Source organism: Pararhodospirillum photometricum DSM 122 (assembly GCF_000284415.1).
Lineage (GTDB): Bacteria > Pseudomonadota > Alphaproteobacteria > Rhodospirillales > Rhodospirillaceae > Pararhodospirillum > Pararhodospirillum photometricum.
In genome coordinates, this window is sequence record NC_017059.1 from 2,095,033 (window position 1) to 2,110,709 (window position 15,677).

The window sequence follows — 15,677 nt, forward strand, 5'->3', positions numbered from 1 at the left end:
ATCATCGAGCCTTATTGTTTATAAAAAAGGGAAACATCCGCTCTGGCCCGACAGATGACAAGCTTGATATCGGATTGAATAATCCCCTCTTCCACCAAGATACTCTCGAACTCAATGACGATCTCAGCAATCGACCTGTCACCAACATTATTCATATCAAACAAACTGGCGTTATAAGCAAACATCGGATGACCGAGCGTAGAACCCATATTTATTTCTTCGACAACTTCAAAAATAGATTTAGCAATCTCCAGAACATTACCACCAGAGACACCTTCCGATGGATCGCACCGCAAAAATTCATAAATCCCCGTTCTTTGAACTTCGGGAAGCTTCTCTCTTAATGACAGGGGAATTCGCCTCATGAGAGAATTTGCGATATCAATGACACGATGATCCCACTGCATTCTGACCGGACCAAAATAGTCATACATGATAAAGATGGCATCATCCGTCATTGACTTGAGAAAATTTATAAGAAGCTCCTCAACATTCTTGATATGATGGAAGGCGTATACGGTATTAGTCCTCGTTTCCAAGGATTATTCCGTACTCCAACGGTACGTTCCCACGTGTTACTCACCCGTCGCGCCACTCATCCCGAAGGATGCGTTCGACTTGCATGTGTTAGGCCTGCCGCCAGCGTTCGTCCTGAGCCAGGATCAAACTCTCAAGTTAACCTCGAAAGCCGAGCCTTTTCTCAATCACTTATACTTGGCCATAAGAACTTCAAAGGTATCGAACGAGTCGATATTCTTTTCGTCTTACTCAAGATGAGCGGTTGAGGAAGATCTCTCTTCCGACAGCCCCGGTTCCCCGAGAGCCGCCCGCCCATCTCTTTCGATCGCGTTTTCTTTTACAATGTCAAACAGCAGACCGGCGAACCGGCAATATTGACTAAGCACTTAGTTTCGACTACCGTCACATCGTCCGATGCTTCGTTCGTCGTCACCAAGGCGGCGGTTTTTACTAGCACCGCCCCACCGTGTCAACCACTTTTTTCAGGGCCGCCACAGCGACCCGGTCGGTCAACCCGGAAGGGACAGAACCTACTCCCCACCGCGTTTCAGCGTCAAGCCCTTTTTCCCGGATCCGCTTAGCCGTTGTTCCCAAAAGGAAAAAAGCCGCTGCAAAACCCGGAGAACTCTCCTCCGAAACCCCTCGGCGCCGTTGTCGGTGCGTCGGGAGGGCGGGTTATAAGGACCTCGCTCAGGGAGCGCAAGCCCAAAAATCGAGGGGTCTGGGGAGGCCGCGCCTCCCCAGCCTTGCCTTTCCCGAAAAATAAGGCCGGGGAGGCGCGGCCTCCCCAGACCCCTCACTTTATTTCCCGACTTCCCGCCGGCGGTGCCGTCCCAGACAACAAGGTGGCGAACTCCTCCCGGCTTAATCCCTCCTGCGTCCGCGCACTGCCAATGGCCCGGCGGAACCCGGCGGTGGTGTCATACCCGAGCTTGCCCAACATGACGGCGGCCAAGCCCTGATCGACAGCGGCCGAGCCTGACCCAGGCGCCAGAGCCGTGGGATCAAGACGATCCACCGGAACAGCAACGCCCAAGCTGTCCCCGCCTTGGGTGCGTACCGTCCCCACGTGCAAGGCGACCACGCGCGGCCCCTCGGGAGTCCACAAGAACAAGGGGGAGCCTGAGTCCCCGTTGACCGTATCGCAATTATGCAGCATCGCCCCGCTCTGCTGCTGCCCGAGCAAGCGGCATCCGATATCGGCGGTTTGCACATGGCGCCGGTCGAAGCTGTAGCCCACCTGGGTCAACCGCGCGCCGCGCAGAGCACCGGGTTGGGTGCCAAAAAAGCCGAGGGTCGCCCCGAGAGGCTCGGCCAAGTCGAGGATGGCCCAATCCGCGGCCGGATCACTCCCCTGCCCGGTGGCGGGACGATAGGTGGGAGACGGCCGGGTGGCCCGAACCTTGGCGTGGGCGACCCAGGCGCCGCGTTGATAGCCCGCGACAAAGGTCAGACCCGAGGGGGGCATCCAAGCCTGGGTGTGCTTGTTCCACAGGCAATGCGCCGCGGTGAACACCCGAGACGGCCCCACCAGAACCCCGGAGCAAAACGCGCCATCGGAGCGGTTGACGCGCCCCACCGCCACCCAGGGCCACGTGGTGGCATCGACCGCGACCCGATTATCCTCGCCTTTGATGCCAGGCTTGAGCCGCTGGCGCATCTGGGCGTCGGTTTCTTCGGGCAACGCGCCCGCGACCTGGGCCTCGGCGCGAGCGGCGATCAGGGCAAGGAGGACGGCAAGGCCGACACTCCCTGGCCGGCAGCCCCTCCTTGCCCCGGGCCTCATTGGGCCGGTGCCGCTTCAGCCGGACGCCACGAGGCGGCCGTTTCCGGGGGAGGCAGCAGGTCGGTACCATCGACGTAGGTCCAATCGACCATCACGCCTTTGCCGTTGCGCACGGCGGTCCGGCCGACCCAGGTCCCCATGGTGGACTGGTGGTCGGCAGCGCGGAAGGTAATATCCCCGATCGGGGCGCTGAAGGTCAGCCCCTTGAAGGCTTTGACCAGGGCCTCGGGGTCGGTGCTCCCGGCGGCCTGGAAGGCAACCGCCAAGGCGCTGAAGGTGTTGTAGCCCACCAGGGAGCCCAACACGGGATCCTCGTTCCAACGTTTTTTGTAGGCGTCCACGTAGGCGCGGTGGGCTGGGGTGTCGATGTCGTACCAAGGATAGCCGGTGACGATCCACCCTTCCGGGGCCTCGGCGCCCAGGGGATTGAGGTATTCGGGTTCGCCGGTCAGCAGACTGACCACTGTCCTGTTCTCGAACAGCCCGCGCAGCGATCCTTCCCGCACAAACTTGGGCAGGTCGGCCCCGAACAGCACGTTGAAGACGGCATCGGGCTTGGCCTCTTCCAAGGCCTGGACGGTGGCGCCGGCATCCAGCTTGAACAGAGCCGGCCACTGCTCGCCGACAAAGGTGACATCCGGGCGCAGCTCTTGCAGCAAAGACTTGAAGCGCGCCACCGCGGCTTGGCCGTACTCGTAGTTGGGAGCGACCGTGGCCCAACGCTTGGCCGGCAGGCGGGCCGCCTCGCGGGCGAGGACGGTGGCTTGCATCCAGGTGCTGGGGCGCAGGCGGAAGGTGTAGCGGTTGCCCTTTTCCCAGGTCATGGCGTCGGCCAAGGGCTCGGCGGCCAGGAAGAGGGTCTTGCGCTGCGCGGCAAAGTCGGCCACCGCAAGGCCGACGTTGGAGAGGAAGGTGCCGGCCAGGGCGTGCACGCCATTGCCCGCCACCAGTTCCTGGGCCGCCGTCACGGCTTGCCCGGGATCCCCGCCGTCGTCGCGGCTGATGACCTCCAGCATGCGCCCCCCCAGCACACCGCCGGCCGCGTTGACCTGCTCCACGGCCAAGGTCCAGCCGTTGCGATACGGCAGGGTGAAGGCTGGGATCCGGCTATAGCTGTTGATCTCGCCAATCCGCACCGGCTCGGCCGCTCGCGCCCGGCCGATAAAGGGAGCCGCAAGCGTGGCGGCGCCCGCCAGGGTGAGAAAGTCGCGCCGATTCAGGCGCGGCGAGGACATGGACATGGTCAGGTGTCTCCCCCGTGTGGTCGGGGCCGGCCCCTCGCGCTGGCCCCTGAAGCGCAGAGTTTCGACTGGGGCGGCCCCTGTCAAGCAAGGGATCGGCGCAAGGCCGCGAGAAGGCCGGGGAGACGGAGCCCCCCCCCAACTCCCTCGGCCCCTCCACTCACCCGCGGGCGGCCCGACGCAGGCGGTCATTGATGGCCTCTCCCACGCCGGCCTCCGGGATGGGCGACACGGCGATGCCCGAGGCCCCCAGGGTATCGAGGGCGCGCAGCATGGCAAACAAGTGGGCCGCCGCCTCGACCAGATCGGCGCGGGGGCTGAGGTTCAAGGCCGCCCCCGCCACCGGCCCGAAGCCCAGCAGAACCTCGCCCGGGGTCACAGAGGTGGCATTGAGACGCACGGGGGTTGCCGGGGCATAGTGGCGCAGAAGGCGGCCTGGGGATTTGGGCGCGGTGTCGTCGTGATCCGAGGTGTCGGCGCTCTCGACGGACTCGCCCAAGACCTGGGCCAAGGTGGCCCGGTCGATGCCGCCCGGGCGCAACAAAACGGGCCGACCGGTCGAAAGGTCGAGCACCGTGCTTTCCAGACCGACCGCACATGGGCCGCCGTCCAAAATGAGATCAACCAGGGACCCCAGGCCCTCCTCGACGTGGCGGGCCGTCGTCGGACTGACCCGCCCCGAGGGGTTGGCACTGGGCGCCGCCACCGGCACGTGGCAGGCCCGCAGCAGGTCGCGGGCCAGCGGGTGGGCCGGCACCCGCACCGCTGCCGTGGGCAGGCCGGCCGAGACCAGCAAGGACAAGGCGCTCTCGGGACGGCGCGGTAGAACCAGGGTCAAGGGACCGGGCCAGAAGCGCTCGGCCAGTCGCAAGGCCCGCGCCTCGGGCACCACGTCGGCCCAGGCGGCCTCGGCGTCGGGATAATGCACGATGAGAGGATTGAAGCGCGGGCGTCCCTTGGCCGCAAAAATCCGGGCAACCGCATGATCGTCGCGGGCGTTGGCGCCCAGGCCGTACACGGTTTCCGTGGGGAAAGCGACGAGCCCGCCCTGGGCCAGCCGCGCCGCCGCTTCGGCCAGACGCTGGGAGGCCTCGCTCACGCCTCCAGGCCCCGGGCCACGAAATGGGGGTTCAAGAACCCGTCCCGTTGACCATAAGTCAGGTCCTGTCCGTTCAGGGTGCGCACCGAGCCGCCGGCGGCCCGCAGCACGGCGTGGGCGGCACAGGTATCCCACTCCGAGGTGGGGCCCAAGCGGGGATACAGGTCGGCCAGACCCTCGGCGATGCGGCAGAACTTGAGACTGCTGCCCGCCAGCAGCCGCCCGGCCACCGGCAGATCACGCAAAAAGAGTTCCATCGCATCGTCGTTGCCGTGGCTGCGGCTGGCGATCACCGTGGCACCGGCGGCGGGCACGCTGCGACAATGCAGGGGACGAGTAGCGTGACGACCGCGTAGAAAGGCCGCTCCGGGCTTGCTGTTGTCGGCGGGACGATAGCCCCAAAAGGTCATTTCCAGCGCCGGGCAGTGGACAATGCCGAACACTGGGCACCCTTTGTGGACCAGACCCAGGTTGACGGTGAACTCGCCATTGCGTTTTATGAACTCTCGCGTGCCATCGAGAGGGTCCACCAGCCAGAAGGGCCCGCCGGTCAGGGTCGGCACCCGGCCGGCGGCGACCGACTCCTCGGCGACCACGGGCAGGTCCGGGGTGAGACGAGCCAAGCCTTCCAGGATGACCGCCTCGGCCCGGGTGTCGGCCTCGGTCACCGGACTGCGATCGGCCTTGGTTCCCACGTCGAACGCGGTGGTGTAGACGGCCAAAATGGCCTCGCCGGCGTCGTGGGCGAGGGCCAGCAGGCGTTGGAGGAGGGCCGGGTCGGGCGCGCCCGCTATCAGGGAATCAGTCGCATGAACCATGGAAGTCTTCATAACCATGAGGGGAAAAGGAGTTTTGGCGGGCGGGAGCGCCCTGTCAAGAGCACTTCCCCGCCTATTTTGCACCGCGAAAGGCCGGGGTCATGAGCGCCCTGGCCACCGGCCTGACCCTGAGCGCCGGGGTGGTGGCGGGTCTTGGGGGGCTGCGCGCCTGGTTGATCCGCGCCTTTCGCATCCGCGACCGGGCGCCGGTTGCCACCCCCGAGGCCCTGGGCCTGACAGCGGAGCGGGTCCGTGTGCGCGGTGTTCGCGGCAAGAGCTTGGACACCTTGCTGTTTTTGCCCCACCCCGGACGGCCGGTGGTGGTGGTGGTGCATGGCTGGGGGGCCAGCGCCTCGCACATGCTGGTCCTGGTGCCGCCGGTTCTCAAGGCGGGGTTCAACGCCGTCTTGTTCGATGCGCGGGGGCACGGCGGCAGCGACGACGACACGTTTGCCTCCCTGCCGCGCTTTGCCGAGGACGCCGAGGCCGTCTTGGCTTTTTTGCGCCGGCGGGGCCTGGGGCCTTTGGTCTTGCTTGGGCACTCGGTGGGAGCGGGCGCTGTTCTCCTGTGCGCGTCCCGCGATGCCGAGGTGGCGGCGGTCGTGTCGCTTGCGGCGTTCTCCCATCCCCGACCGATCATGGAAGCGTGGATGGCGGCCTATCGGATCCCGCGCTGGCCCTTTTGGCCGGTGATCTTGGCGGTAGTGCAGGCGTCCATCGGCTTTCGCTTTGACACCATCGCTCCCGTCACCACCGCCCCCCGGGTGCGGGCCCCCTTGCTGTTGGTGCACGGCGACTCCGACACCACGGTCCCCCCGTGGCATGCCGAGGTTCTGGCCCGGGTGGTTCCGCACGCCCGGGTCCTGCGCCTGCCCGAGGTGGGACACGATGATCCCGAGGGTTTCTCCCGCCATGAAGACGAAATTCTGGCCTGGATCCACGAGGCCCTTGGCGGCCCCCCGGGAAACGAGGTGCCTGGGGAAGCCGCGCCGGCCCAACCCGCCTTGCACCCGGATAGACCTCCGCTACACTAGGTCTTCCGAATGGGCTGGGGGAGACAGGGCGGATGCGCACCCTTTTGGCAGGACTCGTGCTGGGCCTGATCTTGCTCGTTGGCACGATCTTGGTTCTGCCGTCACTGATCGACTGGAACCAGTATCGCGGCCGTCTTGCCGACGAAGTCCGCAACATCACCGGCCGCACGTTGACGGTGCATGGGGACCTGTCTTTGCGCCTCTTCCCCCAGCCAGCTCTGGCGGCGGAAAACGTCACGCTGTCCAACCTTCCCGATGCCCGTGACCCGGTGATGGCCTCGATGGAGGCCTTGCGGGTCCGCCTGTCGCTGCCGGCTCTGCTGCACGGCCGGGTCGAGGCCAGCGCCGTTGAGATTATCCGCCCGACCCTGCTTCTGGAACAACTCCCCAACGGACAGCGCAACTGGATCTTGAAGACGGGGGTGGGAGGGGGCGGCTCGGCCGGAGGCCCCTTACCCCCCCTCGGGCGAAGCCCGCCCCGCCCCGCCCCTGGGTGGGCTGGCCCTGGGCGGGCTGGCGGTGGCTTTTCACAGCGTCCGGGTGGTTGATGGCACCGTGCGCCTGCGCCTACCCGCCTCCGACATTGATGAAATGATCACCGGCCTCGCCCTGACCTTTCGCGCGCAAGCCGAGGACGGGTCTTTTAGCGTACAAGGCGGCCTGACCACCCGGGGCCTGGACCTGACCTTGAAAGGCACGCTGGGCGCCCCGACCGCTGACCCGTCGCGCGCCTTGTCCCTGAGCGTGGATTTTCCTGCCGGCGGCGTTCGCGCGGAGTACACGGGCAGCGTCGGCGTTGCGCCGCTTGCCCTGAGCGGAACCCTGGGCCTGGGCATCGACAATGCCTCCCGGCTGGCGCAAACCCTGGCCCAACGCCTGAACGCCACGCTGCCGGCCCTGCCCCTGCCCCTGGACGGCAAGGCCGGCCTCAACGCCCGGCTGAGTGCGGCGCCAGACGGCTTGGCCCTGGACGACTTGGTGATTCGGGTGGGCCCCACCGAGGCGCGGGGCTCCCTCGGGGTCAGTCTGGGGGCCGTTCCCCGCCTGAGCTCGGCGCTGCGCCTGACCCGCCTTGACCTTGACGCCTGGACCCGCCTGGGTCCGGGCCACGAGACAACCAGCGCCCCGCCCCCTCCCCCGGAAGCCCCGGACGGCCTCTCCGTCCCCCTGCCCGCCCCCGAAGCGACCCCCGCCTTTACCCTGCCCACAGCCTTGGAAGCCTCCCTGGACCTGAGCGCCGATGCCGTGTTGCTTAAGGGCAGTGCCCTGCGCGACGTGGCAGTGACGGCGCAACTGGCTAAGGGGACGCTGTCCCTGCCCCGCCTCAAAGCCCGCCTCCCCGGGGCCTCCGACCTGGAGGCGCAGGGCCGGCTTGTCGCGCGGGACGGTAAGCCGGTTTTGGAGGCCGGCCTCACGGCCACCTCCAACGACTTGCGGGCCTTGCTGGCCTGGGCCGGCTTTGACGCACGCACCGTGCCAGGAGAGCGGCTGCGCGCCTTGGACCTGCAAGCCAGCCTCACCGGATCCCCGGACCTGATCCGTCTCACCAGCCTGACCCTGACCCTTGACACGACCACGGTGCGCGGGGCGGCGGTGCTGCGGCCGGGGGAGCGGCCCGGGCTGGGCCTGACCCTGATCGCCGACACCCTCAACCTCGACGCCTACCGCCCGTCCCCCCCGCCCCGGGCGCCGGGCCTATGGCTCGCAGGCCTCGACGGCCTCAACGCCCTTGACGCCAACCTGGACCTCCGGGTGGGACGGCTGATCGTGGGGGAGGAGACCCTGGAGGGCGTCAGCCTGCAAGGCTCCCTCATCCAGGGGCGGCTTAACCTAACCCAAGGGGGCGTGGCCCGGGCCCTGGGAGGAGCCGCCCTGACCCTGACAGGCGGACTTTCGGGCTTCGGGGGGCAGCCCACTTTCCACGGTTTTGGGGTTGGCGTGACGGTGCCCACCCCGGCTCGGACCCTCCACGCCTTGCGCCTTGCGTCGCCGGCATTTCTCACCGAGGGGCCGCTGGCGGTTTCCGCTGTGCTTGACGGCCCCCTGGGCGCCCTGTCTCTGGACAGCACCACCCACCTCGCGGACCTTGATCTTCAGGTCAGTGGCACCCTTAACAACCTTGTCTCCGGCCTGCCGACCATTGATCTTGGCCTGGATCTGGCCCATCCCGACACCCAGGCCCTGGTGCGGACCCTTGCGCCCGAGACCTCGCTGCGCGGTCCCTTGGGGCCCCTGCGCTTCCAAGGCCAACTCAGCGGTGGCGTGCTCTCTGGCCTGTCCTTGAAAAACATTGAGGCTTCGGTGGGACCGACCCAGGTCACGGGCACCCTCGACCTGACCGTGCTCGCCCTGCGACCGCGCCTGTCCGGGCAGTTGCAAAGCCCGGACCTTGACCTGACGCCATTCCTGCCCGTGCAACGGGCGGCCGCCCTGCTCCCCTCCGGGCGCCTGCCTCCCCGGGCTTTCACCGTCATACCGGTGGCCCTGACCAGCAGCGGCCCCGCCACGCCGTGGCCGGACACGCCGCTCGCCCTGGACGCCCTTGGCTTGGTCAACGCCACCGTGACCCTGGACGCCGGGCGGGTGCGCTGGGACACCCTGGTCTTTGAAACCCCCAGCCTTGACCTCCAGCTTGAGGATGGCGTTTTGACCCTGACCGACGGCAAGGCCAGGATCGGAGGGGGCTCCCTGCTCGGCAAGGGACGTCTGAGCGTGGCGCCAGTACCGGGCTGGACCCTCGACCTTGAGGGCCGGGATATCGCCCTGGATCAAGCCGGCCCTTCTGCCCTGGCGCGGGGCCGCCTGGGCTTTGACCTAGCCCTGACCGCCCAGGGCGCCTCGGTACGGGCCGTGGTGGGCTCCCTGGCCGGAACGGGCCGGCTCGACCTCAAACAGGCCGATTGGCGGGGCGAGCCCGGTACCGGACGGGGTCTAAGCGTTATTCTGGAGGCCTTGGGGCTGATCAATCGCGTCACCGGCGCACCGGGAACCGATGTGAGCGGCCCGCTCACCATCGAACGGGGCGTGGTGGCGTTCGATCCCCTGACCCTGGGCCCGCATGGCCGCCTGACCGGCGCCCTGGATCTGGCGACCTGGAGCATCACGGCGGCGGGACACCTGCCCCTGGAGGGCAAAACACCCCTCAAGGGCGTTAAACTCCCCGACCCCCTGCCCGTGACCGTGAGCGGCTCCCTGGATCGCCCCGTGATCCGCGTCGCCTCCCTCCCGGCAACACCCCGACCGCAGGACGACGACCCGGTCCCCGCCGCCGCCCCCGTCGCCCCCCGCCCCGTCCTGGAAACCTTGCCACCGCCCCCCCGCTAACCAAGAGCGTCAAGGAACGCAGGGGTCTGGGGAGGCCGGCCTCCCCAGCCTTCTCCCTTTACTCCCGCTCCCCCCCCCGAGCGGCGTCCTCGTCGTCCTCAAACAACTCCCGCCACAACTCGCGCACCTTGGCCCGCGCCTCGCCCAAGGCCTGGGCCCCCTCGGGGGTCAGGGTGTACAGGCGGCGCGCGCGCTTGCCGGTCCCTTCGGCGCTGACGCTAAGATAGCCCTTGGCGGCCAAGCCATGCAGCATGGGATAGAGCGTTCCCGGGCTTATGTCGTATTGATGGTGGCGCAGCTCCTCAATAATCCAGGCGCCATAGACCGGCGCCTTGGCAGCGTGCAGCAAGATATGCAGCCGGATCAGGCCCGCAAAGAGATCCTTGTCCACGAGCGTCCTCCTTTGTGTCTGGTTTGGGTCTCGCTCCCGGCATCGGGGGTCGCAACAAAAAAGCGGGGAGAGGGGAGAAGGGGAGAGGGGAGAAGGGGAGAAGGGGAGTGGGGAACGCGGCCCCCACCTGAGGCGATGCCCCAGCCCCTTTTTTCTGTCGGGTTGGGAGGGGCTTTAGACGTTTTTCGTTATCGAATTTCGATATACGAGGGTACTCTGGGCAGCGCCCCTTCTTAACTTTGGGAGAGCTGTGGGATGGACATTCTTCTGGTTAGCCTCGCGGCCATGATCGCCTCTAGCGTGTCTTTGGTGTCAGGCTTTGGCCTGGGAACCGTTCTCCTGCCCGCCTTTGCCTTGATGATGCCGCTGCCCACGGCGATCGCGGCGGCGGCGCTGGTTCATTTGCTTCAGAGCGGCTTTAAGCTTCTGGCCACGGGTCGCGCGGCGCAGTGGGGGATCGTGGTGCGCTTTGGCCTGCCGGCGGTGGCGGGATCCCTGGCTGGAGCCTCGGCGTTGGTGGTTTTGGGAACCGGCCCCGAGCTTGCCGTGCCCTGGGGAGCCGACGTCTTGATGACCGTCAAGCCCCTCAACGTCGCAGTGGGCCTGATCCTCATTGCGTTTGCTCTGGGCGATCGGCCCATCGCCCGTACTGGTCAAAGCCTGCCCGTGGCGGTGGGGGGGCTGTTCTCTGGTTTCCTCGGGGGGGTGTCGGGCATTCAAGGGGCGCTGCGTTCGGCGGTTTTATCGCGCGTTGGGCTCGACAAAACCGCTTTCATCGCTACCGGCGCCGTCACCGCCGCCCTGGTCGATACCAGCCGAGTCCTGGTCTATGGCCTGAGCGCCGCCGATGCCCTGGCCGGTGCTCCCCCTGCCCTGCTCGCCAGTGCCATTATCGCCGCCGCCCTTGGGGTGGCGGTGGGAACCCGGGTGGTGGGGAAAATGACGGACCAAGCGGTCCATACGGTGACCCGGGGGCTTTTGGTGGTTTTTGGCGGGCTTTTGTGTGTTGGAGTCCTTTAGAGATCAGAAGAGAGGCTGGGGAGGCGGGCCTCCCAAGCCCCCTCGCTCCTGGAAAAGGATGGTTGGTTATTCGTAGACTTCGATGGTGCCGCTGGGCCCGTGCATCAGGACCGGGGCGCGGCGGACTTCCTGGAGAAGAATTTGATCGGCGCGCACTTCATCGAGCACACTCACCCGGGCCCGGCCGGTGACCGGGGAAAACTGGACGCGACGAACGTTCAATCCGCCGGTGTCTTGTTCACTGATAACAATTCCCCATTCTTCCAAAACGCGCTCAATCAGGGCCACGGTGCGCGGGCCAGCGCTCAGGTCGGCCGGGTCACGCTCGGCCCCGCCGTAGAGCCGGGCCTCTAGCCGGGTCCGGCGCCCGCCGGCGCGTTCCAGATCAATAAAGAGGCGCTCCAGGACATGGACGCCGTAGCGCTCGCAGGCGGCGCTGACCATGGCATCTTGCGAGCGGGCCGGCAGCAAGACCGACATCATGCCCCCCAAGGAGCGCTGGCCATCGTGCACACACAGCGCCACGCAAGCAGCGATCTCGCAGGACAAAACCTCACTGAGCACCCGCGAGACATGATGTTCGCTGCGCTGGAGGCGGATCAACGTGGAGCCGGTGCGGGGATCGACCACCCGCCGACGGGAGATCGTAGGATCATTGGTCATGGGGATCACGCTTCCTCCGCTGCCGGGGAGGTCGCAGGCAGACCTTGAGCGTCGGAGAAATCCGTCGTCACCACCTGCCCCGTGGGTCGTCCCTGATAATCGCGCAACGGCGCCTTCCCCGTCCGGGCCCCGCTGAGGCGAGCATCGGTCAAATCAGTTTGCTTGAGGCTGGCGCCTCGCAGATCGGTATCACGCAGGTCCGCCCCATTCAAGACGGCACCCGACAGGTCGGCCAGCACCAAGGAGGCACCGCGCAAGGTGGTGCGGGCCAAAAAGGCCCCGGCCAGATTGGCCCCGGCCAAGTTGGCGCCCGAGAGGTCGAGGCCCGAAAGATCCATGCCCGACAGGTCGGCGGCGGTACCGGCCCCGTTGGCCAGCCACTGGAGGTGGCGTTCCAGGGTCTTTTGGATCAACCCCAACTCGATCTCGCCCTTTTGCGGCAACAAGACCTCTTCCAGCCGCGCCCCGCACAAGTCGGCCCCGGCCAGGGTCGAGGAGGTCAGGTCAACCCCCGACAGGTCGGCGTCGGTCAGGCGGGCGCCGCCAAAGTCGGTCTGGTCAAGCTGGGCGCCGGTCAAGCGGGCGTGGCTGAGGTTGGCGTTCGACAAGGTGGTGCCCGACAGGCGGGCGCCCGACAGATCGGCGCGCTGGCAATCGGCCTGGGACAAGTTGGCGTGGTCAAGCAAGGCGTTGACAAAAATCGCCCCCGAGAGATCGGCCCCCGTGGCGTCCACCCCAACCAGCACGGCCCCGGTGAAATCGGCCCCCGACAGGTTTTGGGCGATCGCCTCGGGGGCACCATCGCCTTCAAAGCGCAAGCCTCGCCGGAACGACTGGCCCGTGAGATCGCACCCCGCCAACTTGGCCCGCGCAAACGACGCCCCGCGCAGTTCGGCCATGGCCAGCTTCGTGCCGCGCAGGTCGGCGCCATCGAGCCGCGCCTGAAACAGATCGGCCCCCGTCAGGTCGGTTTGGGCGAGATTCGCTTCGGTGAGATCCGCGCCGCGCAAGATAATCTGACGCAGATCGGATCCCCATAAGGAAGCCCCGCGCAAATCCTGCCCCGACAGGTCGGCCCGGGCCCCGCCCGTTTCCCCCATCAACCAATGCCGGTGTGCGTCGAGGGCGCGTTGTAACGCCGTTTTATCCATGGAAGCGCCGCCTTCTTCATGACTTCCGTTTGAGTATAACGAATCCTGCGCCGCCCGCCACTGGCACGCGGTACCAAACACAGGGCAATCGGGTCAAGAAAGAGGAAGGCCGGGGAGGCGGGGCCTCCCCAGACCCCTCCAATCCTGGGGTGAAGGGCCAGCGGGAACGAGGGGTCTGAGGAGGCCCCGCCTCCCCGGCCTTCCCTTCTTCTCCCCCCCTAACTGGATCACTTAATCATGACGAGTTTTAACGTGATTCCAACCAAACAATGATATAACGTCATCAAATCGCCCTTGAGCGTGACCAGCCACGAAGGATCCATGCCATGCGATCAGCCCCTCCCCTTCCACCCGCCCTGCGCCAGGACGCCTCGCAGCAAGAAGGAATCCTGGGCCACCTCGAACGAGGCGGCGCCCTCAGTCAGGCCGAAGCCCGACGCCTGTATGGGTGCTCGCGGCTGGCGGCCCGGGTGTGGGATTTGAAACAGGCGGGGTATCCCGTGCGCTCTCGCATGGTGCGCGACCCAGACGGGCGGTTGGTCGCGGAGTACTTTATTGAGCCGGGGGAGAGGGGCGGCGGATGACACCAAGGAAGGCTGGGGAGGTGGGGCCTTCCCCAGACCCCTCCGATCCTTAAGGGGCTTATTCCACGGTCACCGACTTGGCCAAGTTGCGCGGTTGGTCCACGTCGGTGCCCTTGAGCACCGCCACATGGTAGGCCAGCAACTGAACGGGAATGGCGTACAGAATCGGGGCAACGAAGGGATCGACTTCGGGCAAGGTCACGGTGAACACCGCCTGTTGCGCCATGCGCTCGACACCCCGGGCATCGGACAGGAACACCACCCGCCCACCGCGCGCCACCACCTCCTGGACGTTGGACGCGGTCTTGTCGAACAAAGCATCCGAGGGCGCCAGCACCACCACCGGCAGGTTATGGTCGATCAGGGCGATGGGGCCGTGCTTCATCTCGCCGGCGGCGTAGCCCTCGGCATGGATGTAGCTGATTTCCTTGAGCTTCAGGGCCCCTTCCAGGGCGACCGGAAACTGCGACCCCCGCCCCAGGTACAACACATCGCGGGCGTGCATGATGTCGGCGGCAATGGCGCGGATGCGCCCGTCATGGTTCAGCACGTCGGCGGCCCGGGCCGGCACCTCGGCCAAGGCATGGGACAAGACGGCCTCGCGCTCGCGGCTCAAGGTGCCGCGCGCCCGGCCCAACGCCAGGGCCAGACAGGCGAGGACCGTCAATTGAGTGGTGAAGGCCTTGGTCGAGGCCACCCCGATCTCGGGACCGGCCAAGGTCGGCAACACCGCGTCGGATTCCCGCGCCATGCTGCTTTCCGGCACATTGACCAAAGAGAGCACGCGCTGCCCCTGGTCCTTGCAATAGCGCAGAGCGGCCAAGGTATCGGCGGTTTCCCCCGACTGCGAAATGAACAGCGCCAGCCCCCCGGSCTGCAATACCGGCGAGCGGTAGCGGAACTCGGAGGCCACGTCCATGTCCACCGGCACCCGGGCAATCTGCTCGATCCAGTAGCGCGCCACCATGCCAGCATAATAAGAAGTGCCGCAAGCGACCAGGGTCACTCGCTCGACGTCCGCCAGATCAAACGGCAAGGCGGGGAGGCTGACACTGCCATCGGCCGGGTTGAGAAAGGCGTTGAGGGTGTCGCCAATGACCTGGGGCTGTTCGAAGATCTCCTTGGCCATGAAATGGCGGTGGCCATCCTTGCCCAGAACCGCGCCGGACAGACCGGTGACATGCACCGGCCGCTCGACCGGCTTGCCCTCCAGATCGTAAAGGTCCACCCGATCGGGGTGCAGCACGGCCCAATCGCCGTCTTCCAGATAGATCAGGCGGTCGGTGAGGTGGGCCAGGGCCAGGGCGTCCGAGCCCAGGTACATTTCCCCCTCGCCCAGGCCCACGGCCAGGGGGCTCCCGCGCCGCGCCGCGATCAACAGATCATTGTGGCCCGCGAACAAGATGCCCAGCGCGAACGCCCCCTCCAGCCGTTGCAAGGCGGCATGGGTGGCGGCCTGGGGATCCAGACCCTGGCGCAGCCCGGCGCTGATTAGATGAACGATGGTCTCGCTGTCGGTATCGGACGAAAACACGCAGCCCGCCGCGCGCAGCTCGCGTTGCAGCTCCTGGTAATTTTCGATAATGCCGTTGTGCACCACCGCCACCTGGCCATCCGAGTGGGGGTGGGCGTTGCGCTCAACCGGCACGCCGTGGGTCGCCCAGCGGGTATGACCAATGCCGGTCGTGCCCCCCAGGGGGTCTTGGGTCAGGCGCGCGTGCAGATTGGCAATTTTGCCCTCGGCCCGACGACGCTCGATCTTGCCTTCAACCAGCGTGGCAATGCCGGCGCTGTCGTAGCCGCGATATTCCAGGCGTTGCAGCCCTTCCATCAGCCGCGGCACTGCGTCAGTACGGCCGATAAGACCGACGATCCCGCACATGGTATCCCTTGATCCGCTTGAATAAAGAGGGGGGCTCGGGCGTCTTGTCCCGGAGCACGTCGCCTTGGGGCGCTGGGGGATGCTACCCCCGTTGCCGGGGGCCTTCAACCATCGCCTTTGGCGCCAGGGGAGCGGGAGCAAAGGCTGAAAGGAAGCGCGAACGCC

At 66.5% G+C, this 15,677-nt stretch carries 14 protein-coding genes; 5 read left to right on the top strand and 9 right to left on the bottom strand.

The window, feature by feature from the left end; translation table 11 throughout:
* Positions 1-11: 11 nt before the first annotated feature.
* The 5 genes from RSPPHO_RS19870 to cysQ all read right to left on the bottom strand — a co-directional run bounded on the left by RSPPHO_RS19870 (position 12) and on the right by cysQ (position 5,463).
* Positions 12-458, bottom strand: coding sequence for a hypothetical protein (locus RSPPHO_RS19870; protein ID WP_157879159.1), 447 nt, complete (start codon positions 456-458; stop codon positions 12-14).
* Positions 459-1,315: 857 nt separating this feature from the next.
* Positions 1,316-2,305 (bottom strand): trypsin-like serine peptidase, encoded by a 990-nt coding sequence (locus tag RSPPHO_RS09345; protein WP_014415001.1) that lies wholly within the window; start codon positions 2,303-2,305, stop codon positions 1,316-1,318.
* Entirely contained in the window at positions 2,302-3,546 is a 1,245-nt protein-coding gene (locus RSPPHO_RS09350; RefSeq protein ID WP_041794931.1) for an ABC transporter substrate-binding protein, read from the bottom strand. Before RSPPHO_RS09350 ends, RSPPHO_RS09345 begins: the two co-directional genes overlap by 4 nt.
* A 160-nt stretch (positions 3,547-3,706) precedes the next feature.
* The gene (locus tag RSPPHO_RS09355; RefSeq protein WP_041794933.1) at positions 3,707-4,645 is read right to left on the bottom strand and encodes an L-threonylcarbamoyladenylate synthase; all 939 of its coding nucleotides are present in this window, start codon (positions 4,643-4,645) and stop codon (positions 3,707-3,709) included.
* Positions 4,642-5,463, bottom strand: a complete 822-nt coding sequence (gene cysQ, locus RSPPHO_RS09360; protein WP_051013784.1) for a 3'(2'),5'-bisphosphate nucleotidase CysQ — start codon at positions 5,461-5,463, stop codon at positions 4,642-4,644. The genes RSPPHO_RS09355 and cysQ overlap by 4 nt, the downstream gene beginning before the upstream one ends.
* Before the next feature lie 101 nt (positions 5,464-5,564).
* Here cysQ and RSPPHO_RS09365 point away from each other — a divergent pair, with 101 nt between their 5' ends.
* Genes RSPPHO_RS09365 through RSPPHO_RS09375 form a run of 3 tightly spaced genes read left to right on the top strand, consistent with a single transcriptional unit; the run spans position 5,565 to position 9,821 of the window.
* Positions 5,565-6,497, top strand: coding sequence for an alpha/beta hydrolase (locus RSPPHO_RS09365; protein ID WP_014415005.1), 933 nt, complete (start codon positions 5,565-5,567; stop codon positions 6,495-6,497).
* Positions 6,498-6,529: 32 nt separating this feature from the next.
* On the top strand, positions 6,530-7,045 hold the full coding sequence (locus RSPPHO_RS17800; RefSeq protein WP_014415006.1) for an AsmA family protein: 516 nt from the start codon (positions 6,530-6,532) through the stop codon (positions 7,043-7,045).
* Positions 7,017-9,821, top strand: coding sequence for an AsmA family protein (locus tag RSPPHO_RS09375; RefSeq protein WP_014415007.1), 2,805 nt, complete (start codon positions 7,017-7,019; stop codon positions 9,819-9,821). The genes RSPPHO_RS17800 and RSPPHO_RS09375 overlap by 29 nt, the downstream gene beginning before the upstream one ends.
* A gap of 58 nt (positions 9,822-9,879) precedes the next feature.
* Here RSPPHO_RS09375 and RSPPHO_RS09380 read toward each other — a convergent pair whose 3' ends face one another.
* Complete coding sequence (locus RSPPHO_RS09380) at positions 9,880-10,212, bottom strand: PadR family transcriptional regulator (protein ID WP_014415008.1); 333 nt, start codon at positions 10,210-10,212, stop codon at positions 9,880-9,882.
* A gap of 255 nt (positions 10,213-10,467) precedes the next feature.
* Between RSPPHO_RS09380 and RSPPHO_RS09385 the strand changes: the two genes are divergently transcribed.
* Positions 10,468-11,232, top strand: a complete 765-nt coding sequence (locus RSPPHO_RS09385; RefSeq protein ID WP_014415009.1) for a TSUP family transporter — start codon at positions 10,468-10,470, stop codon at positions 11,230-11,232.
* A gap of 66 nt (positions 11,233-11,298) precedes the next feature.
* Here the strand turns inward: RSPPHO_RS09385 and RSPPHO_RS09390 are convergent, their stop codons facing one another.
* Both RSPPHO_RS09390 and RSPPHO_RS17805 read right to left on the bottom strand, forming a co-directional pair.
* A complete protein-coding gene (locus RSPPHO_RS09390; protein ID WP_041794937.1) occupies positions 11,299-11,895 on the bottom strand; it encodes a chemotaxis protein CheD in 597 nt (198 codons plus the stop codon).
* 5 nt (positions 11,896-11,900) lie between these two features.
* A complete protein-coding gene (locus tag RSPPHO_RS17805; RefSeq protein WP_051013785.1) occupies positions 11,901-13,046 on the bottom strand; it encodes a pentapeptide repeat-containing protein in 1,146 nt (381 codons plus the stop codon).
* A gap of 326 nt (positions 13,047-13,372) precedes the next feature.
* Between RSPPHO_RS17805 and RSPPHO_RS09405 the strand changes: the two genes are divergently transcribed.
* On the top strand, positions 13,373-13,630 hold the full coding sequence (locus RSPPHO_RS09405) for a helix-turn-helix domain-containing protein (RefSeq protein ID WP_051013786.1): 258 nt from the start codon (positions 13,373-13,375) through the stop codon (positions 13,628-13,630).
* A gap of 58 nt (positions 13,631-13,688) precedes the next feature.
* Here the strand turns inward: RSPPHO_RS09405 and glmS are convergent, their stop codons facing one another.
* Positions 13,689-15,512, bottom strand: coding sequence for a glutamine--fructose-6-phosphate transaminase (isomerizing) (glmS, locus tag RSPPHO_RS09410; protein WP_041794939.1), 1,824 nt, complete (start codon positions 15,510-15,512; stop codon positions 13,689-13,691).
* Positions 15,513-15,677 lie beyond the last annotated feature (165 nt).